This is a genomic window from Kocuria sp. NBRC 114282 (genome assembly GCF_030268385.1).
GTDB lineage: Bacteria > Actinomycetota > Actinomycetes > Actinomycetales > Micrococcaceae > Kocuria > Kocuria palustris.
The window spans coordinates 49,252-67,778 of sequence record NZ_BSQO01000004.1 but is presented as its reverse complement, the minus strand read 5'-3'; the positions used below and the strand labels follow the sequence as shown (position 1 = coordinate 67,778).

21 protein-coding genes are annotated in these 18,527 nt (G+C 70.8%); 6 read left to right on the top strand and 15 right to left on the bottom strand.

Annotation, left to right across the window (positions count from 1 at the left end; genetic code table 11):
- Window positions 1-2: 2 nt before the first annotated feature.
- Together QSJ40_RS08835 and QSJ40_RS08830 are read right to left on the bottom strand one after the other, a co-directional pair.
- Window positions 3-1,025: a pirin family protein gene (locus QSJ40_RS08835; protein ID WP_285730323.1), complete on the bottom strand. Its 1,023-nt coding sequence runs from the start codon at window positions 1,023-1,025 to the stop codon at window positions 3-5.
- A gap of 66 nt (window positions 1,026-1,091) precedes the next feature.
- Complete coding sequence (locus QSJ40_RS08830) at window positions 1,092-1,406, bottom strand: GNAT family N-acetyltransferase (protein ID WP_204782553.1); 315 nt, start codon at window positions 1,404-1,406, stop codon at window positions 1,092-1,094.
- An 88-nt stretch (window positions 1,407-1,494) separates the two neighbouring features.
- On the opposite strand from QSJ40_RS08830, the gene QSJ40_RS08825 reads away from it, so the two are divergent.
- On the top strand, window positions 1,495-2,529 hold the full coding sequence (locus tag QSJ40_RS08825; protein ID WP_285730319.1) for an arsenic resistance protein: 1,035 nt from the start codon (window positions 1,495-1,497) through the stop codon (window positions 2,527-2,529).
- A 33-nt stretch (window positions 2,530-2,562) separates the two neighbouring features.
- Here the strand turns inward: QSJ40_RS08825 and QSJ40_RS08820 are convergent, their stop codons facing one another.
- The 3 genes from QSJ40_RS08820 to QSJ40_RS08810 are packed head-to-tail and all read right to left on the bottom strand — an operon-like array spanning window position 2,563 to window position 5,428.
- Window positions 2,563-3,636, bottom strand: coding sequence for a taurine ABC transporter substrate-binding protein (locus QSJ40_RS08820; protein WP_161937531.1), 1,074 nt, complete (start codon window positions 3,634-3,636; stop codon window positions 2,563-2,565).
- A 23-nt stretch (window positions 3,637-3,659) separates the two neighbouring features.
- Window positions 3,660-4,535, bottom strand: coding sequence for an ABC transporter ATP-binding protein (locus QSJ40_RS08815; RefSeq protein ID WP_200860739.1), 876 nt, complete (start codon window positions 4,533-4,535; stop codon window positions 3,660-3,662).
- Entirely contained in the window at window positions 4,532-5,428 is an 897-nt protein-coding gene (locus QSJ40_RS08810) for an ABC transporter permease (RefSeq protein ID WP_006214616.1), read from the bottom strand. Before QSJ40_RS08810 ends, QSJ40_RS08815 begins: the two co-directional genes overlap by 4 nt.
- A gap of 230 nt (window positions 5,429-5,658) precedes the next feature.
- On the opposite strand from QSJ40_RS08810, the gene QSJ40_RS08805 reads away from it, so the two are divergent.
- Window positions 5,659-6,771, top strand: coding sequence for an LLM class flavin-dependent oxidoreductase (locus QSJ40_RS08805; protein ID WP_285730312.1), 1,113 nt, complete (start codon window positions 5,659-5,661; stop codon window positions 6,769-6,771).
- Between the two features lie 100 nt (window positions 6,772-6,871).
- Here the strand turns inward: QSJ40_RS08805 and QSJ40_RS08800 are convergent, their stop codons facing one another.
- Together QSJ40_RS08800 and QSJ40_RS08795 are read right to left on the bottom strand one after the other, a co-directional pair.
- Complete coding sequence (locus QSJ40_RS08800; RefSeq protein WP_285730310.1) at window positions 6,872-7,912, bottom strand: phosphatidate cytidylyltransferase; 1,041 nt, start codon at window positions 7,910-7,912, stop codon at window positions 6,872-6,874.
- A gap of 5 nt (window positions 7,913-7,917) precedes the next feature.
- Entirely contained in the window at window positions 7,918-8,712 is a 795-nt protein-coding gene (locus QSJ40_RS08795) for a CDP-alcohol phosphatidyltransferase family protein (RefSeq protein ID WP_285730308.1), read from the bottom strand.
- Window positions 8,713-8,864: 152 nt separating this feature from the next.
- On the opposite strand from QSJ40_RS08795, the gene QSJ40_RS08790 reads away from it, so the two are divergent.
- Both QSJ40_RS08790 and QSJ40_RS08785 read left to right on the top strand, forming a co-directional pair.
- The gene (locus tag QSJ40_RS08790; RefSeq protein ID WP_285730306.1) at window positions 8,865-9,530 is read left to right on the top strand and encodes a hypothetical protein; all 666 of its coding nucleotides are present in this window, start codon (window positions 8,865-8,867) and stop codon (window positions 9,528-9,530) included.
- Window positions 9,530-9,880: a hypothetical protein gene (locus QSJ40_RS08785; protein WP_285730304.1), complete on the top strand. Its 351-nt coding sequence runs from the start codon at window positions 9,530-9,532 to the stop codon at window positions 9,878-9,880. Before QSJ40_RS08790 ends, QSJ40_RS08785 begins: the two co-directional genes overlap by 1 nt.
- Before the next feature lie 107 nt (window positions 9,881-9,987).
- Here the strand turns inward: QSJ40_RS08785 and QSJ40_RS08780 are convergent, their stop codons facing one another.
- The 8 genes from QSJ40_RS08780 to QSJ40_RS08745 all read right to left on the bottom strand — a co-directional run bounded on the left by QSJ40_RS08780 (window position 9,988) and on the right by QSJ40_RS08745 (window position 17,651).
- Entirely contained in the window at window positions 9,988-10,443 is a 456-nt protein-coding gene (locus tag QSJ40_RS08780) for a class F sortase (protein WP_231861285.1), read from the bottom strand.
- A 321-nt stretch (window positions 10,444-10,764) separates the two neighbouring features.
- Complete coding sequence (locus QSJ40_RS08775) at window positions 10,765-11,430, bottom strand: excalibur calcium-binding domain-containing protein (RefSeq protein WP_024289416.1); 666 nt, start codon at window positions 11,428-11,430, stop codon at window positions 10,765-10,767.
- 200 nt (window positions 11,431-11,630) lie between these two features.
- Window positions 11,631-12,473, bottom strand: coding sequence for an excalibur calcium-binding domain-containing protein (locus tag QSJ40_RS08770; RefSeq protein WP_259871789.1), 843 nt, complete (start codon window positions 12,471-12,473; stop codon window positions 11,631-11,633).
- A gap of 318 nt (window positions 12,474-12,791) precedes the next feature.
- The gene (locus QSJ40_RS08765) at window positions 12,792-13,142 is read right to left on the bottom strand and encodes a PH domain-containing protein (protein WP_006215402.1); all 351 of its coding nucleotides are present in this window, start codon (window positions 13,140-13,142) and stop codon (window positions 12,792-12,794) included.
- Window positions 13,143-13,252: 110 nt separating this feature from the next.
- Window positions 13,253-14,458 (bottom strand): aminotransferase-like domain-containing protein, encoded by a 1,206-nt coding sequence (locus QSJ40_RS08760; protein ID WP_024289418.1) that lies wholly within the window; start codon window positions 14,456-14,458, stop codon window positions 13,253-13,255.
- Window positions 14,459-14,498: 40 nt separating this feature from the next.
- Window positions 14,499-15,635 carry an N-acetylglucosamine-6-phosphate deacetylase gene (nagA, locus tag QSJ40_RS08755; protein WP_285730296.1) on the bottom strand — a complete coding sequence of 379 codons (1,137 nt, stop codon included), beginning with the start codon at window positions 15,633-15,635 and terminating at the stop codon, window positions 14,499-14,501.
- Window positions 15,632-16,381 carry a glucosamine-6-phosphate deaminase gene (nagB, locus tag QSJ40_RS08750; protein ID WP_053448153.1) on the bottom strand — a complete coding sequence of 250 codons (750 nt, stop codon included), beginning with the start codon at window positions 16,379-16,381 and terminating at the stop codon, window positions 15,632-15,634. Before nagB ends, nagA begins: the two co-directional genes overlap by 4 nt.
- A gap of 4 nt (window positions 16,382-16,385) precedes the next feature.
- Window positions 16,386-17,651: a PTS transporter subunit EIIC gene (locus QSJ40_RS08745; protein WP_058871583.1), complete on the bottom strand. Its 1,266-nt coding sequence runs from the start codon at window positions 17,649-17,651 to the stop codon at window positions 16,386-16,388.
- Window positions 17,652-17,826: 175 nt separating this feature from the next.
- Between QSJ40_RS08745 and QSJ40_RS08740 the strand changes: the two genes are divergently transcribed.
- Together QSJ40_RS08740 and QSJ40_RS08735 are read left to right on the top strand one after the other, a co-directional pair.
- A complete protein-coding gene (locus tag QSJ40_RS08740) occupies window positions 17,827-18,057 on the top strand; it encodes a PTS sugar transporter subunit IIB (protein ID WP_006215397.1) in 231 nt (76 codons plus the stop codon).
- Complete coding sequence (locus tag QSJ40_RS08735; protein ID WP_006215396.1) at window positions 18,054-18,524, top strand: PTS sugar transporter subunit IIA; 471 nt, start codon at window positions 18,054-18,056, stop codon at window positions 18,522-18,524. Before QSJ40_RS08740 ends, QSJ40_RS08735 begins: the two co-directional genes overlap by 4 nt.
- Window positions 18,525-18,527: the final 3 nt, after the last annotated feature.

The window sequence follows — 18,527 nt, the reverse complement described above, 5'->3', positions numbered from 1 at the left end:
CTTCAGCCCCGCGAGCGCAGCCGGGTGTTCGGCAGCGGCGGGGCGGGCAGCGGATCGGGCTCGCCGTCGGGGTAGGGCCCGAAGCGCGGAGGGTCGTCCGGGCTCAGGCCCGCGGCGCTCAGGATCTCCTCCGACGGGGCGGCCTCGAAGCCGAGCTCATGCTGGTAGATCGCGCGATAGGCGGCGACCTCGTCGTGCGTGCGGCCGATGAAGTTCCACCACATGACGATCTCCTCGCCCAGCGGCTCCCCGCCCAGCAGGATCAGGCGCACGGGCTCGGCGTCGCCGTCGACCTCCAGCCGGAGGCTCTCGCGGCCCGGGCCGATGTACGCCAGGTGCTCGGCCTCCACGGCGACGCCGTCCACGCTCAGGGAACCGGAGTCCAAGTAGACGCCGTGCTCGAAGCCGGCCTGGACGTCGAGCTCCAGCACGGCACCGGGCTCGAGCAGGATCTCCGCGCCCAGCAGCGGAGGCGTGGAGGTCTCGACCTGGGCGTCGTCGCCGGCCAGCTCCCCGATGAAGACGCGGATCTGCGAGCCCTCGCCGTGCACCGGCTGCGGGACGTGATGGATGAAGCGGTGCTCCATGTGCCGCGTAGCCTCGGGCAGCGCGTACCAGAGTTGCACGCCGTGCAGGACGGTCGTGTCCGCAGTGGAGATCTCCTGGTGGGCGATGCCGCGCCCGGCCACCATGAGGTTCATCTCGCAGGGACGCACGACGGCGCGGTTGCCGGCCGAGTCCAGGTGGTCGATCTGACCGGTGAACAGCCACGAGACCGTCGCCAGACCGGTGTGCGGGTGGCGTGGGACGTCCATGCCGCCGGTCTGCGCCACATCGTCCGGGCCGTAGCTGTCCAGGAAGCACCAGGCGCCGATCAGCGAGCGCTTGCGCTGCGGCAGCACGCGGCGCACGTCCATGGCGCGCGGCCCGCCCAACGGGACGATGCGCGGCGGCAGGATCTGGATCTCGTGCCCCGGCTCGGCGGTGCAGATGGTCTCCAGCGGGACGGGCTCCACGTTGCTCATGGGGTCATTCCAACACAGGCCCCGTGACGTGTCACGAACTCCCGGGTCGACGACGGCGGCGCCGACTCAGCCGGCTAGTGCCTCCGGGTGCTCGCGCAGCCAGCCCTGCACGTACCAGCAGGTGGCCTGCGGCTCGATGCCCTCGGCCACGGTCTCGGCGATCGCCCAGGAGACCAGCCGATCGGCCACGCCGCGGCCGCGATGGCTGGGCTGGGTGAGGGTGTGGTCGAAGATCCGCTGGGAGCGACCGTCGGTCTCGTACGGGGTGTAGTGGGCCTCGCCGACGACGCGACCGCCGTCGAGCGCCTGGAAGGCGTGCGCGGCGGTGTCGTGGCGCAGCTCGAGGTCTGCGGTGGACGAGGTCTGCTGTGCGTCGGTCATGTCCGTGCAACTCGCGGCGACCCGGGTTTGTGCCGCCGAGGCGGCCACCGGAGACTGGAGGTTCGGAAAGCTCGGGAGCGGAGGGGTCATGGTCGCGTGGCTGGAGCGGCATCAGGTGCCTCTGTACCTGGCGACCATGGTCCTCGGCGCGGCGCTGGGTCTGGCGTTCCCCGCCGTGACGTCCACGTGGGAGCCGGCCGTGCCGCCGCTGATCGCGGTGCTGCTGTGGAGCACGTTCCTGGGGATCCCGCTGACGCAGCTGGGCGACGGACTGCGCGACCGCCGCTTCCTGCTGGTGCTGCTGGGGCTGAACTTCCTGGTGGTCCCGATGGTCGCGTGGCTGCTGACCCGCCCGCTGACCGGTCATCCCGAGCTCGTGCTGGGGGTCCTGGTGGTGCTGCTGGTGCCGTGCATCGACTGGGTCATCGTGTTCGCCGGGCTCGCCGGTGGTGACCGCGCCCGCCTCACCGCCGCGGCCCCGCTGCTGATGCTGGCGCAGATGCTCCTGCTGGGCCCGCTGCTGTGGCTGCTGGCCGGGCCCGACGTCCCCCTGCGGATCGAGCCCGGGCCGTTCCTCAGCGCCCTGGTGTGGATGCTGCTGGTGCCGCTGGGCGCGGCCGTCGTCGTGCAGCTCGCGGTAGGCCGCGGCGGCGAACCGGACGACGACACGGCGGCAGTCTCCGCAGAACCCCGAGGCTCACGGGTCTGCCTCACCGCCCGACGCATCGAGGCCCTCGGCCAGGCCCTCATGGTCCCGGCGCTGATGCTGGTGCTGCTCACCGTGATCGCCTCGCAGATCGGTGCGGTGCGCGGCCAGCTGGCCGAGATCGCGCTGTCCGTTCCGGTCTACGTCGCCTTCTTGGTGCTCATGACGGCCCTGACCGTGCTGGTCGTCCGCGCCGCTCGACTGCCGGTGGCCTCGGCGCGCGCCGCGGTGTTCAGCGCGACGGCGCGCAACTCCCTGGTGGTGCTGCCCCTTGCGGTGGCCGTCGCGGACCAGGCCCCGCTGATCCCGCTGGCCGTGGTCATGCAAACCATGGTCGAGCTCGTGGGCATGGTGGTGCTCGTGCGGCTGATTCCCCGCCTGCTGCCCCTGCCGAAAGCAGTCGAACTCGGCCGCTGAGCTAGGCTCCGCCGCCAGGAGCGCGGGACAGACTCAGCCCCCGGCGACCTCCTCGATCGCCGACGACGCCGCCGCGTCCCGGTAGTGCTGCGGATCAGCGGGGGCGTCGATCTCTCCCTGCTCGTCCAGGAAGTCCGCGGTGTCGATCAGGGCATCGGCCAGGGGCCCGGAGAAGAACCGCTCCTGCTGCTCGTCAGCACGCAGGTAGCCGGTGCCGTCGATCTGGCGGCGCACGGTCTCGGTGTCCGAGCCCATCTGCAGCGCCAGGATCTCGGCGGCGCGATCGGGATCGTCCTGCAGCATCTGCACCGCCCAGTCCTGGGCTCGGGTCCACTGCTCCATGGCCTCGGGATTCTCTTCGGCGAATGCGGAATCGGCAGCCGACAGGTCGAAGGTCGGCGCCCCGATCTCCGCGGCCTGGGTGCTGGAGACGAGCCGGGTACCGCCGTCGGCCTCGAGCTCCCCGAGCGTGGGGTCCCAGATATACGCGGCGTCGATCTCCCCCGACTGCCAGGCCCCGAGCAGGGCGTCCGGGGACAGATTGATCACGGTGACGTCGTCGGACAGGCCCTCCTGTTCGAGCAGCGCCAGGAGGCTGAAGTGCGCGGTGGAGCCGAAGGGCACGCCCACGCTGCCGCCGCGCAGGTCCTCGAGATCGGTGATGCCCTCGGCTCCGATCAGCGCCTCGGACTCGCCGATCACGTCCTGGATCCACACCACCTCCACGGGCAGGTCCAGCGGCGCGGACAGCGCCTTCACCGCCGGGGACGAGCCCACCGTCGCGATGTCCAGCGAGTCTCCTCCGAAGCCCTGCACGACCTCGGCCCCGGAGGCGTACTGCGTCCAGCGGATGTCGGCGTTGGGCATGCAGGTCTCCAGGACCTGCTGGTCGCGCACGATCAGGTCGCCGCTGGGCAGCAGCTGATAGCCCAGATCGATCGGGCCGGTCACGGACTCGTCGGGCTCCCAGGGGCACTCGGCGACCGCGCCGCCGTGCTCGGCATTGAGACGACGCTCGGTCTGGGCTGCGGTGCAGCCGCTGAGCAGCAGGGCCGCGACGGCGGCCAGGGACACGACGACGGAGCCCCTGCGGATGCTGGTGGTCATGGGGCGCTCCTCGTGGCTGATCATCATTCGCCGACCGTCGTGCTGCGGGACGTGCCTGCGGCGTCCCCGTAGATCGCCCCGGCGATCCGCTCCCGCAGGGCGGTGAACTCGGGGCTGGTGCGCACGGAGACGTCGTCGTGGTCCCGGCCGATCTCGACCGGCAGGTCCAGGGCGATCCGGCCCGGGCGCGGGCTCATCACGAGCACGCGGGTGCCGAGGTAGACGGCCTCGTCGATCGAGTGCGTGATGAACACGATGGTCTTGCGCTCCTGGCGCCAGATCCCGCGCAGCTCGACCTGCAGCCGCTCGCGGCTCAGGGCATCGAGTGCGCCGAACGGCTCGTCCATGAGGATGACGTCCGGGTCGTTGGCGAGCACACGGGCGATCTGGGCGCGCTGCTGCATGCCTCCCGAGAGCTCGTAGGGCTTGCGGTCCGCGAAGGACTCCAGGCCCACGAGCCGCAGCTGACGCTCGCCGATCTCCCGGCGCTCCTGGGCCGGCGCGCCGCGCAGCAGCGGGCCGAGCTCCACGTTGGCCCGCACGGATTTCCAGGGCAGGAGATTGGCCTGCTGGAAGACCACGCCGCGCGCCGCCGACGGGCCCGTGACCGGGTCGCCGTCGACCGCCACGACTCCGCTCGAGGGCGAGTGGAACCCGGCGATCATGTCCATCAGCGTCGACTTGCCGCAGCCGGACGGGCCCACGATGCACACGAACTCGCCCTCGCGGATCTCCAGGTCCGTGGGGGCCAGGGCGTGCACGGTGTCCCCCGAGTCGGTCGTGTAGTCCTTGGCGGCGGCCGCAAGGCGGATCTTGGCGGAGATGCTCCGGTCGTCCATCGGGAAGGGCTCCTGGGGGTCGTCGTGCCCGTTGCGGCTGGGCTGTCCGGGGGCGCTCATGCGCGGCCCTGCCACGGCGTCGCCACGCGACCCACGGCCGCGATCAGAGCATCCAGCCCCACCGCCGCCAGGCCGATCACGATGATGCAGGCGATGGTCAGCGGCGTCTGCAGCTGCGTTCCGGAGACATAGGCCAGGCCGCCGATGCCGGGGATGCCGTTGTTCAGCTCGGCGGCGACCACCGTGGTCCAGGTGAAGCCGGTGGCGATGCGGATGCCGCCGATGACCTCCGGCAGCGCCGATGGGATGGTCACATGGCGCATCACCTGCCAGCGGGTGGCCCCCAGCGAGCGCGCCGCGTTCACGCGCGCGACCTGTACGCCCTGGACCCCCTGCATGGTGGCCACGGCGATCGGCGGGAACGCAGCCAGGAACAGCAGCCAGATCTTGGAGGTGTCCCCGATGCCGAACCACACGATCAGCAGGCCGATGTAGCCCAGCGGGGGCAGGGCGCGCAGGAAGTGCAGGAACGGCTCCACGATCTCGCGCACCGGGCGGAACGCCCCGAGCACCACGCCCAGAGCCACGCCGACGACCGCGCCGACGCCCACGCCGATCGCGATCCGGCGCAGGCTGTGCGCCAGGTGCTCCCAGAGGAAGTAGCCCTGCTCGCCGCAGGCCCATCGGGTGGCGTCGTCGTCGACCGGACGGCAGGAGCTGGCCTGCACGAACGCCGACCACACAGCCCCCGGCGAGGGCAGGAACAGGGGCTGGACCAGCCCGACGGCGGTGACGAGCCACCACAGCAGGACCAGCACGACCAGGCTCACCGCGGTGGTGCGAATGCGCTGGAGGCGCTCACGCCGTCGTCGTCGCTGCGGACGACGGGGACTGTCCGTCTCGTCGGGCGTCTCCGACGACGGCGGGGTCGTCTCGGTGGCCTGGAGGGACATGGGGCATCCGATCTGGGGAAGGTGGAGAAGCTCTCGGAGCCGAAACCTACCGAATCTGTGGGGATTTCCCCCGGTCGGGCGTCATGTCGTCACACAGAGCCGAGCCTGGGGATGAGCGCCTGTCAACTATTCCTACGGATCGAGTCGCATTTCCCGGACGCGCGCCTCAGGGGACGTAGATTCGAGCCGACGGCAAGCATCCCACGGCTCGAGAGAAGGCTTCCTGCGCGATGAGCGTGACTCTGAACTGGTTCCTGCCCACCAACGGCGACGGCCGCTCCGTGGTCGACCGACCGCACTCGAACGACCGCGCAGTGACGACGCCTCGCGAGCCGAGCCTCGACTACCTGGCACAGGTGGCTCGCGCGGCGGAGGCCAACGGCTTCCATGCGGTGCTCACCCCCACCGGCTCGTGGTGCGAGGACGCCTGGATCGCCACGGCCGCGCTGATCGGAGCCACCTCCAAGCTGAAGTTCCTGGTGGCCTTCCGCCCCGGCACGATCACCCCCACCCTGGCCGCCCAGATGGCCGTGACCTACCAGAAGATCTCGGGTGGGCGGCTGATGTTCAACATCGTCACCGGCGGGGAGTCGGCCGAGCAGCAGCGCTTCGGCGACTGGCTCGATCACGATCAGCGCTACGAGCGCACCGATGAGTTCATGGAGATCGTCTCGTCGATCTGGGCCCAGGGCGGGGTCGACTTCGACGGCGCCCACTACAAGACGCGCGACGCCCGGGCCTTCGAGCAGCCTGCTGTTGTGCCGCCGCTGTACTTCGGCGGAAACTCGGAGGCCGCGCTGCCCGTGGCCGCGCGCCGGGCGGATGTGCATCTGACCTGGGGCGAGGTCCCGGAGAAGGTCGGTGCACGGATCGAGCGGCTGCGCGAGCTGGCGGCCGCAGAGGGCCGGACCCTGGAGTTCGGCGTGCGCGCCCACGTGATCACCCGGGACCGCTCCGAGGACGCATGGGCCGTGGCGCAGGGCTTCCTGGAGCAGATGGATCCGGAGGAGGTGAAGGCCTCGCAGAAGCATCTGGCCGCGTCCGAGTCCACGGCGCAGAAGGGGATGACCGAGCTGCACGGCGACACCGTCCCGGACAGCGCCCGCGACTTGGAGGTCCACCCCGGGCTCTGGGCGGGCGTCGGCCTGCTGCGCGGCGGCGCCGGCACGGCTTTCGTGGGCAGCCACGAGGAGGTCGCCGATCTGATCGAGCAGTACCACGCGGTGGGCGTGGAGCACTTCATCCTCTCGGGCTACCCGCATCTGGAGGAGGCGTACTGGGTGGGCGAGGGCCTGCGCCCGGAGCTGGCCCGTCGGGGCGTCCTGGCCCCGGACCCCTCCTGACCCCTCCGCCCCTCCGCTTCCGCCCCCCCCTCCGCCGAGTGGATACCCAGTTGCGCTGTTCGCCCCAATAGCGCAACTGAGCATCCACTCGGCGGGGAGGTCAGGGGGAGAAGAAGAAGCGCACCAGGTGGAAGAAGACCGGGGCGGCGAAGACCAGCGAGTCGAAGCGATCCATGATCCCGCCGTGGCCCGGGATCACCGCGCCGAAGTCCTTCACGCCGCGATCCCGCTTGATCGACGACATCACCAGACCTCCCGCGAAGCCCATCACGCAGCTGACCAGCGCCAGCAGCGCCGCCTGCCACGGCGCGAACGGGGTCGCCCACCACAGCGCAGCTCCCAGCGCCGTGGCCGAGAGGACTCCACCGATCAGCCCCTCCCACGTCTTGTTCGGGCTCACCGACGGCGCCACCGGGTGCTTGCCCAGCGTCTTGCCCCAGACGTACTGGAGCACGTCGGAGCCCTGGACCACGATCACCAGGAACAGCATCAGCGCCGCCCCCTGCCAGCCGCCCGAGCCCGGTACCGAGCCTTCGGCAACCGTCTTCCCCTCCGCGAGCGCCACCGGCAGCTGCAGCAGCGCCGGGACGTAGGAGACCGCGTACACGCAGACCATCAGGGCCCACTGCAGCGAGGCTGCTCGGGACAGGAAGTGCTCCGTGCGCCCCTGCAGCGCCGCGACCGCGGGCAGGAACAGGAACGCGTAGACCGGGATGAAGATCGCCGCCATCCCATACCAGTGCTCCCACAGGAACCAGTAGTGCAGCGGGGTGATGATGCCCAGCCAGATCAGCGCCGTGCGGTCATGGCGTCGATCCGGCAGCAGGGCGGCGAACTCGCGCAGCGCCAGCAGGGACAGCACCGCGAACAGCAGCAGCGTCACGGTCTCCCCGAGCAGCAGCGCAGCCCCCAGGACGCCGATCATGTACCACCAGGCCCAGGTCCGCTGCCGCAGCTCCGTGCTGAAGCCCTCCTTGGACGCCGGCAGCCGGGCGGAGATCGCCAGCACGGCGATCGAGGCCAGGACCAGGACGACGACGGCGCCCAGCAGCAGCCACGCAGCCGCCCCGCCGATCATGCCGACCCGCTCGGGCAGCCAGCCCGCACCGAGCATCGCCGCAGGCATCATGGCGATCCCCATGCCGCTCAGCACTCCTGTCCACCGGGCGCGGCGCCGGGCACGCCCTCGGCCCCTGCGGCCCTGGTCCGCAGATCACTGCCGATCAGCTGCAGCCGGATCACGATGGTGGCCAGCGAGCCGAGTGCGATCACACCCAGCACGACGCCCAGCACCGAGCCCCGCGGAAGGCCCATCGGGACGAGCAGCGCCGGCTCCAGCAGCGAGAGCAGGCAGCCGAGCATCAGCAGCCACATGCGCCGCGGCTTGGCCATGGGCCCGTCGAAGTGATTCGACAGCCCCTGCGCGGCTCCGAGGGAGCGGACATAGGCCGTCAGCACCGCCAGCGAGGCGGCGACCCAGCCGATCGTGATCCCTCCGTGGATCGAAGCGGCCGCATAGCCGACCCCCGCCAGGAAGAGCAGATCGGCGAGCCGATCAGGGACCTCGTTGTAGAGATCGCCGACCGGGGACTGCTTGCCGCCCTCGACGGCGACCATGCCGTCGAGCATGTTGAGCAGCAGACGCAGCGGGGCCATGAGCGCGGCGATGATCAGCAGCGCCGCCCGCACCCCGTCGTCGTGGAGGTAGACCGCCCACCCCGAGCCCACGAGGGCCGCGCACCCGATCGCGGCCACGACGACGGAGGCCGAGGAGATCATGTTCGGCGTGATCCCCGTGCGCCCGACGGCCGCTGCCGCCGCCCGCGCCCAGGACGTGCTGCGCTGCGGGATCTCGCGGCGCATGGTCCGCTCCCCGGTGGCGGCTGCCCCGTCGGACTCGGTATGGGCACTCGGGTCATCGCGCGGTTCCTGCGAGGACATGCTCACTGCGCCTCCTGGGCCAGGATTCCGCGGGCCCGCCGCGGAGTGTTTGCCATCATGAATATATGGCGGATCATGCAATCTGACCACCCATGACGCTGGAAGTCCAGCCTTTCCTCCCCGACGCGTGCTGCAGCTGGCAGGATGCGGACATGAGCGAGCAGCGCCGCGCAATCGGATGGGCCCTGTTCCAGCACGGGGTCGCGTTCACCTGGGGCTTCGCGGAGGCCACCGTGTTCTTCGTGGTCCCCGACGCCTGGACCTCCGCCGTGGGGCTGCGCCGCCCGGCACGAGCTCAGGCGCTGACCCTCACCGCAACGGCGGGAGCCGCCCTCGGCGGGGCAGTGGTCCACCGCTGGGCCGCAGGAACCGACCCCGGGCGATCGGCCGCCCTGGCGGCACGCATCCCGGCGATCAGCCCCGCGATGGTCGCCAAGGTGGACGCGCAGATGCGCGATCGCGGATTCCCCGCCATGATGATCGGCCCGTTCACCGGCACCCCGTACAAGCTCTACGCCCGCTCAGCCGGGGCGCAGACGATGCCGCTGAGCGGCCTCGCGGCCTGGACCGCCCCCGCTCGGCTGGCTCGCTTCATGCCGGTCACCGGAGCGATCTCGGGCATCGCCGCACTCGCGCGGCGCAGCGGACTCAGCGCTCCCGGTCGCGGTCTGCCGCGCCTGCTGGGCGTCTCCCCGCGCTCGGTCGAGCTGGCGACCTTCGTCCTGGGCTGGACCGCGTTCTACACGTGGTTCTTCCGCTCGGTGGGCCGCGAATCCTCTGCTTCCTCCCCCCAGCGGCTCGACGGCGGGGCCGCCTGATGCTGCCTCAGTCACGCCTCACCGATCTGACGGTCCGCCCGCTCGAAGCCGACGAGGCGCCGGCCATCCTCCGTGAGGCGACGCTCGGCAACGTCGACTGGCAGGGTCCGCGCTTCGAGCCCACAGAGATCGATCGTCGCCCCGAGTTCGCGCACTACACGCGTCTGAAGCTCGAGCGCGGGGACTTCGGTGTGGTCGCCATGCCGATCGCGTCCCTGCCGACCTACGAATGGGCAGGGGCGGCCTGGGCGCTTCATCTGCCGGAGCAGGATCCGGGGTACGGCTTCGTGGCCGAGGGCATCCCGGAGGTCTCGACGGCCGTCGAGGGCACCATGCTGCTCGAGCTCTGAGCCCCGAGTGCGTGGTTAAGCCGGTCCGCCCCACCTCCCCCGCCGAGTGGATACCCAGTTGCGCTATCGGGGCGAACAGCGCAATTGAGCATCCACTCGGCGCGGGGTCAGGGGGTCAGCGTGGCGTAGACGACGTAGTTGTCGTCCCACAGCCCGGTCTCGGGGTCGTAGCCGTCGCAGGTGATCAGGCGCAGCTGGGAGTCGTCGGTGTTGCCGTAGACCTTGTCCGTGGCGAAGTCGTCCTTGGGGTAGGCCTCGCCGTAGTCGACCGCGAAGGTGGCCGTGGAGCCGTCCTCGCGCTCGATCTGGATCTCATCGCCGGGCTGCAGATCGCGCAGGCCCGCGAACACGCCGTCGCTGCCGTCTTCCTCGTTGACGTGGCCCAGCAGGATCGACGGCCCGAGCTCACCGGGAGTCGGCGACTTGTCGTACCAGGAGGCCGGGGAGTCAGGACCCGTGGGCGGGACCTCGAGCGAGCCGTTGTCCCGCAGTCCCAGGTGCAGCAGCTCGGAGTCGGCGCCGATCGCCGGGATCCGCACGGCCGTGGGGGCGGATTCGGGCATGACGGCGGGGTCCTGGCCCGACGACGACGCTGATGTTGCCGCGGAGGGCGTCGTCGAGGCGGCGGAGGCCGTCGAGGCAGAAGGCCCCGGAGACCGATCGTCCTGAACCTCGCCGCCCGAACAGCCGCTCAGGACCACGACGAGACCGAGTGCCGCGGCCAGGCGAGCGGGCGGGACGATCCTCATGGTCGTGATCCTCTCTGCGATCAAAATCCCTTCCGACAGGCTCGGCGGGGGCGGCCCGGTGGCCGCGATGCCTCACGGCATCGCGGCCACCGGAAGCGGACCGAGGCGTTGACCCCGGTCCGAGATCAGCGCCAGTCAGGCCTTGACGGCGCGGCGCACCAGCAGGCCGGAGCCTGCCAGGGCGCCCAGCGCCAGCACCGACAGGCCGACGGTGCCAGCAGGGTTCGAGTCAGCCTTGACCGGCACACCGGTCTCGGCGGCGCCCGTCGGGACCTCGGTGACCTGCGAGGCCTCTGCAGTCGTGCTGGCGGCCTGATCGGCGGCGCTGCCGTCGACCGGAGTCGGGAAGGCGGCGGCGTCGCTGCCGTCGAGCTCGCAGCCGATGCCGTCCAGATCGCTGTCCAGGTGGGTTCCGTAGCCGGGGGTGCCGGCCGGGATGTTGGAGACGCCGTTGGCGAAGGCCTCCGAGCAGTTGTCCCAGGTCCACGGCTCCACCGCGGCCGGATCGGCTGCGGCGGGGGCCTGCGGGCTGGTCACGCTCGGGTTCTGGGGCGTGCTGGTCGCCGGAGTCTGCTGCGCAGGGCGGTATTTCGGGTTGTCACACCCGAAGCCATCACCGTCTCCGTCGAGGCCCGGGGTGAACCTGGGGTCCGCGCTGGAGATGCGCCACTCCCCGGCCGCGTAGACCTCAGCGCAGTTGTCGAAAGTGCCAGGGGCAGCGACGGCCGGGGCGATGCTCAGACCCGACAGGCCGGCGAGGGCGACGACGGTGGCGCCGGCGCCGGCTGCGAACTTCTTCATGGGGGGCTCCTCTGGAGTGAGATAAATGATCATGCCGTCGCGAACGCGAACAACATGCCGAGTCATCTGACCACTGACCAGCAGTGCATTTCCAATGCCCCGTCATGGTTTCTTTCTGTGACGCAGCCCACCCGCAGGAAGGAGGAGCTCGGTGCTGAGCGGCGATCCCCGGACACCGAGCCCCCCGACCTGCCAGCGGGTCAGTGCCGGCGCGCGCGGCGCAGCAGGAGCCCGCCGCCAACCAGCGCGGCGATCGCTCCGCCGGCGAGCAGACCCGTGCGGTTCGGCGACTCGGAGACGCCGGTGTCGGCACCGCCCACCGGAACCTCCTCGACCTGGGAGCCCTCCGCTGCCGAAGCGGCAGCGGCAGGGGCCTGGGCGGCGGGGGCCTCGGCGGTCGGAGCCTCGCCCGTGGGCATCTCAGGCGCCGGAGCCGGAGCGACCGGCTCGGTCACCAGCGGGGCCTCGTGGATCACGCCGGTGAAGGCCGCGTCGTCGTCGCCATTAGTCTCGCAGGCCATGCCGTCACCGTCGATGTCCAGGTGAGGGCCCGTGAACTGCATGAACATCGGGAACGGGTAGGGCCGGCCGCTGACGGCGAAGGCGGTGTCGCAGTTCGGGTACACGTACCCGACCGGGAGGGGCGGGCCAGCGCCCTCCCACGGATCGAGCGAAGGCGCCCGTGCGGCGTCGTCGTCGCCATTGGACTCGCACATGATGCCGTCGCCGTCGGCATCGAGGATCGACGGCCAGCCCGGCTTGAGGACGTTGTCCTGGTACGGGGTGCCCACGGCATCGGCGCAGGAGACGTTGTTCTCCAGGTCGCGGGCCCAGTCGGGGATGACGATCTCCTCCGCGGCGGGTGCCGTGGCACCCGACTCGTCGACGATGCCGTCTTCGAGGGGCGCCTGGACATCCTCGGGGGCAGCCTCAGCAGGATCGGCAGGCGCAGGTGCGGGCGCGACGGCGAATGCAGCGGTCATGGTCCAAGCGGAGAGGCCGATGGTGGCGGCCAGAGCAGTGGTGGCGGTGGTCTTCTTCATGGCAGAGCTCCCGGTGTCTGGGTGGTGAACGGAAGTTCTGAGGCCCTGTCGCGGGTGCGGCGACCCCAGTAGCTGAAGCAAACCACTGTGCGGCCGCACATTCGATCACGTTTGCAAAACGATCGCTATGTGACGCTCACGATTCGATAACAGACGCAAACACATGGAACCACCCCGCGTCGCGGACGAAGAACGGGCGGCCCTGTGCGATGCGCAGCGCACGGGACCGCCCGTCCTCACCCCCGTCGAGTGGTGAGTCAGTTGCGCTGTTCGCATGGTCAGCGCAACTGAGTATCCACTCGGCAATGGGGAAGAGGGTCAGACCAGCACGACCTGCGCGATCAGGTTGTCGAGGGCGCGGACGTCGATCCCGCCGCGCAGGTTGAGCTTGAAGATCCCGGCGCGCGTGTTCAGCGTCAGCTCCGAATCGGCGTCGAACGTGCCGGCGTTCTCCGAGGCCCACGAGACGATCTGCGAGTACGGCAGGGACATGACCTGGACCTTGTTGCCCGTCATCCCCTGGACATCGCGCAGGATGAGCCGCTTATTGGTGAACACCGAACCGTCCCGGAAGGTCGCGAACGCGCACACGGGCTGCTCTCCCTGGATCAGCAGCGGGAAGATGTCCTGGGGGATCTGGATCTCCCGCATGAACGTGAACTCGGGCACCGAACATCTCCTCGCGCATCTGGGCCGGCCCCGGTAGTGGGACTCTAGGCGCCGTCATCGTCTCATGCAGGGGTGCCCTGTGCTCCAGATGTTGCGGACCGACCCTCGCCTCAGCCGCGCCAGCGCCGCAGTGCCCGCCCGAGCCGCTCGACGCCCTCGTCGATGACCTCCGGCGGGTTCGTCACGTAGGACAGCCGCATGGTCGTGCGGTCCGGATCGTGGGCGAAGAACGAGGCCCCGGGCACGAACGCGACACCCTCCTGGACGGCCATCGGCAGCAGTGCGGTGGTGTCGATCCCGTTGCCGAGGGTGGCCCACAGGAACATGCCGCCCTCCGGACGGGTGAGGGTGGCGCCCTCCGGGAGGATCGACGGCAGCGCTGCGGCCATCGCGTCGCGGCGCCCCCGGTACAGCGCAGCGACCTCGGCCACGTGGGCGTCGACGTCGTAGTGCTCCAGGTAGCGGGCCACGGCCAGCTGATCCACGACCGAGGAGTGCAGGCCCATGGCCTCCTTGGCGATCGACAGAGTGTTCATGATGGGGCCCTCGCCGCGGATCCAGCCCACGCGGATGCCCGGGGACATGATCTTGGACATCGAGTTCAGCAGCAGCGTCTGCCGCGCCATCCCGGGCAGCGCGGCGATCTGCGGGGCCGTCTCGCCCTCGAAGCGCAGCTCGCCGTACGGGTCGTCCTCGACCAGCGGGGCCCCGGTGCGCAGCAGGACCTCGGCGATCTCACGACGGCGCTGAGCTGGCATGGACACGCCCGAGGGGTTCTGGAACGTGGGGATCAGGTAGACGAAGCGCGGGTCGTGCTCGCGGATCAGCTCCTCCAGCGCCTCTGGCTGGGCGCCGTCGTCGTCCGAGGGGATCCCGATCAGCCGCGCGCCGGAGGATGCGAAGGCCTGGACCGCGGCCAGGTATGTGGGCCGCTCGACGAGCACGACGTCCCCGGGGCGCAGCATCGCGTGGCCCACCAGGTAGATGGCCTCCTGCGAGCCCGTGGTGATCTGGATCTGATCCGCGGTCGTGGGCAGCGTGCGCGAGACCCGGCAAGCCGCCTGCTCGCGCAGCTCGGGCTCCCCCGGGGTCGACGAGTACTGCAGGGCCTTGGCACCGCGGTTCGCGAAGACCCAGTCGAAGCACTCCCGGACGTCGTCGATCTCGAAGGACTCGGCGGCCGGAGCACCCCCGGCGAACGAGATGACGCCGGGGACGGAGAGCACGTCGAGCAGATCGCGCACGGCGGTCGAGGTCATGCCGTCATAGACGGGCGAGACGGGGAATCCGGTGAAGGGGGAGGACTGATCGGTCATGGCTCCGATCATCCCACTGCCGCCCCCCGTGCCCGTGACCTCAGAGATCGACGCCTCCGCGGATCACCCGCTCGACCGTCCTGTCGTCGCCCAGTACGACCAGATCGGCCCGGGCGCCGGCCTGGATACGGCCCAGGTCGGGCCGTCCCAGCAGGTCCGCGGGCGTCTGAGAGGCCGCCCGGACGGCGTCGGCCGGGTCGATCCCCACCTCCTGGATCGCGAAGCGGACGGCGCGATCCAGGGTCAGGGTCGAGCCGGCGATCGCTCCCGTGGAGCGAATGCGAGCCACGGAGTCCACCACGTCGACGTCGAGCGGCCCCAGGCGGTAGGCACCGTCCGGAGCGGCGGCAGCGGCCATGGCATCGGTGATCAGCAGCCAGGGACCGGCACTGGCCTCGATCGCCAGACGCAGCACGGACGGCTGGACGTGGACGCCGTCGGCGATCAGCTCGACGGTCGTACGCGAGTCGGTGAGCAGACGCGGAATGGGCCCTGGCGTGCGGTGATGGATCGAGGGCATGGCGTTGAACAGGTGGGTCGCCACGCTCGCTCCGGCCTCGAGAGCCCGCCCGACGACCTCCTCATCGGCGTCGGTGTGCCCGATCGCGGCGATCACGCCCCGATCGGCGAGCAGCCGGACCGCGTCCAGGGCGCCCTTGCGCTCGGGGGCGAGGGTCACCATGCGGATCGTGCCCTCCCCCGCGGCCAGCAGGCGCTCGAGGTCCTCTCGGCGCGGGTCCCGCAGCAGCTCCGGGGTGTGGGCCCCGCAGCGGGACTCGGCCAGCCACGGCCCTTCCAGGTGGATCCCCGCGAGCTCCCCCGCCCGCGCCAACGGCACGAGCGCGCGAATCTGCTGCTCGAGGCTGTCGATCGTGTCGGTGACCAGGGAAGCCGTCGACGTCGTGGTGCCCGCCCTGCGGTGCGCGCTCAATGCGGCTGCCGCCCCCTCGGGACCATCGGAGAAGGCACCGCCCCCACCGCCGTGGACGTGCTGGTCCACGAAGCCGGGCGCCAGCATGCGGTCGCCGAGCTCCTCGACGGGCGCGCCCCCGAGATCGGCAGTCGATGCCCCCTCGAGAACGGAGGAGATCCGCTCCCCGTCGAGCCCGACCCAGGCCTCGCGGGCAGGACCACTGGGCAGGACGACGGTCGTGGAGTGGAAGATGCGCTCGGTCATGCCGAAGAGTCTGCCCGTTCCAGGAGGGAGGCCGCGGCCCGATCCACGACCACGGTCGCGTGCGGATGGCGCAGCAGCGCGGTGACCGGCCAGCGCTCGGTAACCGGGCCCTCGACCGCCTGGCGGATCGCCTCCGCCTTCGAGTCCCCGAAGGCCAGCAGGAGCAGCTCGCCCGCTTCCAGGATCGTGGCGATGCCCTGGGTCAGGCAGTGCGTGGGAACCTGCTCCGCATCGTCGCCGAAGAAGCGGGCGTTGTCCTGCCGCGTGCGCGGGGCCAGCTCCAAGGGGCGGGTGCGCGAATCCAGCGCAGAGCCCGGCTCGTTGAAGCCGATGTGCCCGTCGGTGCCGACCCCCAGCAGCTGCAGATCGATCCCGCCGGCGCCGCGGATGGTCCGCTCATAGGCGCTGCACTCGGCCTCGACGTCCTCGGCGGCACCGTCCAGGCCGCGCACTGCCGCACTCGGCAGGTCGGTTCGCTCGACCACCTCCCGCTCGATCTCCGCCCGGTAGGACCGAGGATCCTCGCTCGACAGGCCGAGGTACTCGTCGAGCAGGAAGGCCCGGGTGCGCGCCAGGCTGAGGCTGCCGTCGTGGACCCTGCGGGCCAGGTCGCGGTAGACGGGCCGCGGGCTGGAGCCTGTGGCCAGCCCCAGCACCGGACGCTCGGCCGCAGCGACGACGGCGGCCACGGCCTCTCCCGCCAGCTCGCCGGCGCGCTGCGGCGACTCGACCACGACGACCCGCAGCACGTCAGACCTTTCCCTGCATCTCGGCGTCCACGGACTCGTCCTCGCGCCCCGGGGTGCGCAGGTTCCACCTGCGGATCACGAAGCGGAAGAGGACGTAGTAGACCACCGCGTAGCCGATGCCGATCAGCGCCAGCAGCAGCGGCTTCTGCGCCCGGCCGAAGTTGATCAGGTAGTCGATCCCGCCGGCGGAGAAGCTGAACCCCATGTGGATGTCCAGGGCGTTGACCAGGGCCATCGACGTGCCGGTGAGCACGGCGTGGATCAGGTAGAGCGGCCAGGCCACGAACATGAATGAGAACTCGAGCGGCTCGGTGATGCCGGTGACGAACGCGGTCAGGGCCATCGAGAGCATGATGCCGCCGGTGACCTTCTTCTTCTTCGGCTTGGCCTCGTGGTAGATCGCCAGGGCCGCTGCGGGCAGGGCGAACATCATGATCGGGAAGAAGCCGGTGGTGAAGATGCCCGCCGAGGGATCACCGGCGAAGAAGCGGTAGATATCGCCGTGGGCGCCGTCGTACTCGCCGATCTGGAACCACAGGGGGAAGTTCAGAATGTGATGCAGGCCCAGAGGGATCAGCAGCCGGTTGATGACGCCGTAGATGCCGCCGCCGACGACCGCGTTCTGCGCCACGGCATCGCTGAGCCAGGTGAGGCCGGCGTCGAAGAACGGGTAGACCAGCGCCATGACCACGCCCAGGGGCACGCAGATGGCGGCCACGACGATCGGCACGAAGCGGCGCCCGCCGAAGAACCCGAGCCAGTCCGGCAGCTTGATGCGGTGATAGCGCTCCCACAGCTTGGCGGCGATCACGCCGACCAGGATGCCGCCGAGCACGCCGTAGTTGATGACAGGGTCTTCCGCCCCTTCCTCCGGCGCGCCGAGCACGATCGGGGCCATGGCATCGAACACGCCGAGCAGCACCAGGTAGCCGACCAGACCGGCCATCGCGGCGGAGCCGTCTCCCTTCTTGGCGAAGCCGAAGGCCAGCCCCACCGCGAAGAGGTAGCCGAGGTTCGCGAACAGCGCGTCGCCCGCCCCGGCCAGCACCGCAGCCACGCCCATCAGCAGCTCGCTGTTCTCGAACCGACCGATCATGTCGTCCTGGCCCAGGCGCAGCAGGATGCCCGCCGCCGGCAGCGCGGCAATGGGGAGCATGAGGCTGCGTCCGAAGCGCTGCAGCTGCTGCATGGCCCGCGAGGGCTTCTTCTCGGGCTGGCTCGCGCCTGCCCCGTCGCCGGCCGCGGCCGCCGGATTCGCCGTGGACATGGGGTTCCTCGCTCCGTATCGTTCTGCCCTACTGGTTATGACCAGTGATGGGTGACACTGTGCGCGACCTCATGCGAACCTGTCAATGACCTGGGAGCATCCGCTCCCCCGCGATCCCGATGCCCGACAGCCGGGCCCCGACGCCCGCCGGACGGGCAGAGACCAGGAGGACACCATGTCGAAGGCCGAGGACATCCTGCGAGCGCTCGGCGGCGCCCAGAACGTCGAGGACATCGAGGGCTGCATCACGCGCCTGCGCACCGAGGTCGCGGACTCCTCCGTGATCGACGAGCCCGCGCTGAAGGCGGCCGGCGCCCACGGCGTCATGGTCTCCGGCGGCATCGTCCAGGTCGTGGTGGGCCCCGAGGCCGAGAACCTGGCCGAGGACATCCAGGACCTGCTGTGAGCCTCCAGATCCGCGTCCCGTTCGCGGGGCGGATCATGGGGCTCGACGAAGTCCCGGATCCGGTCTTCGCCCAGGGCATGGTGGGCGCCGGCCTGGCGCTCATGCCCGCCGACGACGCCGCGACCGTCGAGGTGGTGGCCCCCGTGGCCGGCACGGTGCTCAAGGCCATGCCGCACGCGATCGCACTGATCGCCGAGGATGGCACCGGGATCCTGGTCCACGTCGGTCTGGACACCGTGGGCCTGAAGGGCCGGGGGTTCGAGGTGCTGGTCGAGAAGAAGCAGGCGGTCCAGCCCGGAGATCCGATGCTGCGCGTGGACGCCGCCGTGGTGCGCGAGGCCGGACTGAGCCTGTGCACTCCGGTCGTGGCCATGGACACTGCGCCCGAGCGCCTCGAGCTGGAAGCGGCTGCCGGCGCGCACGTCGAGGCTCTGGGTCCTCTGTTCGCACTGCAGCCCGCGCCGTGATGC

Excerpts from the sequence above, each read along its gene's own strand:
- QSJ40_RS08760 (WP_024289418.1), bottom strand. The coding sequence starts at position 14,458 with ATGACCGATCAGTCCTCCCCCTTCACCGGATTCCCCGTCTCGCCCGTC.
- QSJ40_RS08780 (WP_231861285.1), bottom strand. The coding sequence starts at position 10,443 with ATGCCCGAATCCGCCCCCACGGCCGTGCGGATCCCGGCGATCGGCGCC.
- QSJ40_RS08770 (WP_259871789.1), bottom strand. The coding sequence starts at position 12,473 with ATGAAGAAGACCACCGCCACCACTGCTCTGGCCGCCACCATCGGCCTC.
- QSJ40_RS08790 (WP_285730306.1), top strand. The coding sequence starts at position 8,865 with ATGAGCGAGCAGCGCCGCGCAATCGGATGGGCCCTGTTCCAGCACGGG.
- QSJ40_RS08805 (WP_285730312.1), top strand. The coding sequence starts at position 5,659 with ATGAGCGTGACTCTGAACTGGTTCCTGCCCACCAACGGCGACGGCCGC.
- QSJ40_RS08820 (WP_161937531.1), bottom strand. The coding sequence starts at position 3,636 with ATGACCACCAGCATCCGCAGGGGCTCCGTCGTCGTGTCCCTGGCCGCC.
- QSJ40_RS08825 (WP_285730319.1), top strand. The coding sequence starts at position 1,495 with ATGGTCGCGTGGCTGGAGCGGCATCAGGTGCCTCTGTACCTGGCGACC.
- QSJ40_RS08745 (WP_058871583.1), bottom strand. The coding sequence starts at position 17,651 with ATGTCCACGGCGAATCCGGCGGCCGCGGCCGGCGACGGGGCAGGCGCG.
- QSJ40_RS08830 (WP_204782553.1), bottom strand. The coding sequence starts at position 1,406 with ATGACCGACGCACAGCAGACCTCGTCCACCGCAGACCTCGAGCTGCGC.
- QSJ40_RS08795 (WP_285730308.1), bottom strand. The coding sequence starts at position 8,712 with ATGTCCTCGCAGGAACCGCGCGATGACCCGAGTGCCCATACCGAGTCC.
- QSJ40_RS08800 (WP_285730310.1), bottom strand. The coding sequence starts at position 7,912 with ATGGGGATCGCCATGATGCCTGCGGCGATGCTCGGTGCGGGCTGGCTG.
- QSJ40_RS08835 (WP_285730323.1), bottom strand. The coding sequence starts at position 1,025 with ATGAGCAACGTGGAGCCCGTCCCGCTGGAGACCATCTGCACCGCCGAG.
- QSJ40_RS08810 (WP_006214616.1), bottom strand. The coding sequence starts at position 5,428 with ATGTCCCTCCAGGCCACCGAGACGACCCCGCCGTCGTCGGAGACGCCC.
- QSJ40_RS08740 (WP_006215397.1), top strand. The coding sequence starts at position 17,827 with ATGTCGAAGGCCGAGGACATCCTGCGAGCGCTCGGCGGCGCCCAGAAC.
- QSJ40_RS08785 (WP_285730304.1), top strand. The coding sequence starts at position 9,530 with ATGCTGCCTCAGTCACGCCTCACCGATCTGACGGTCCGCCCGCTCGAA.
- nagA (WP_285730296.1), bottom strand. The coding sequence starts at position 15,635 with ATGACCGAGCGCATCTTCCACTCCACGACCGTCGTCCTGCCCAGTGGT.
- QSJ40_RS08775 (WP_024289416.1), bottom strand. The coding sequence starts at position 11,430 with ATGAAGAAGTTCGCAGCCGGCGCCGGCGCCACCGTCGTCGCCCTCGCC.
- QSJ40_RS08815 (WP_200860739.1), bottom strand. The coding sequence starts at position 4,535 with ATGAGCGCCCCCGGACAGCCCAGCCGCAACGGGCACGACGACCCCCAG.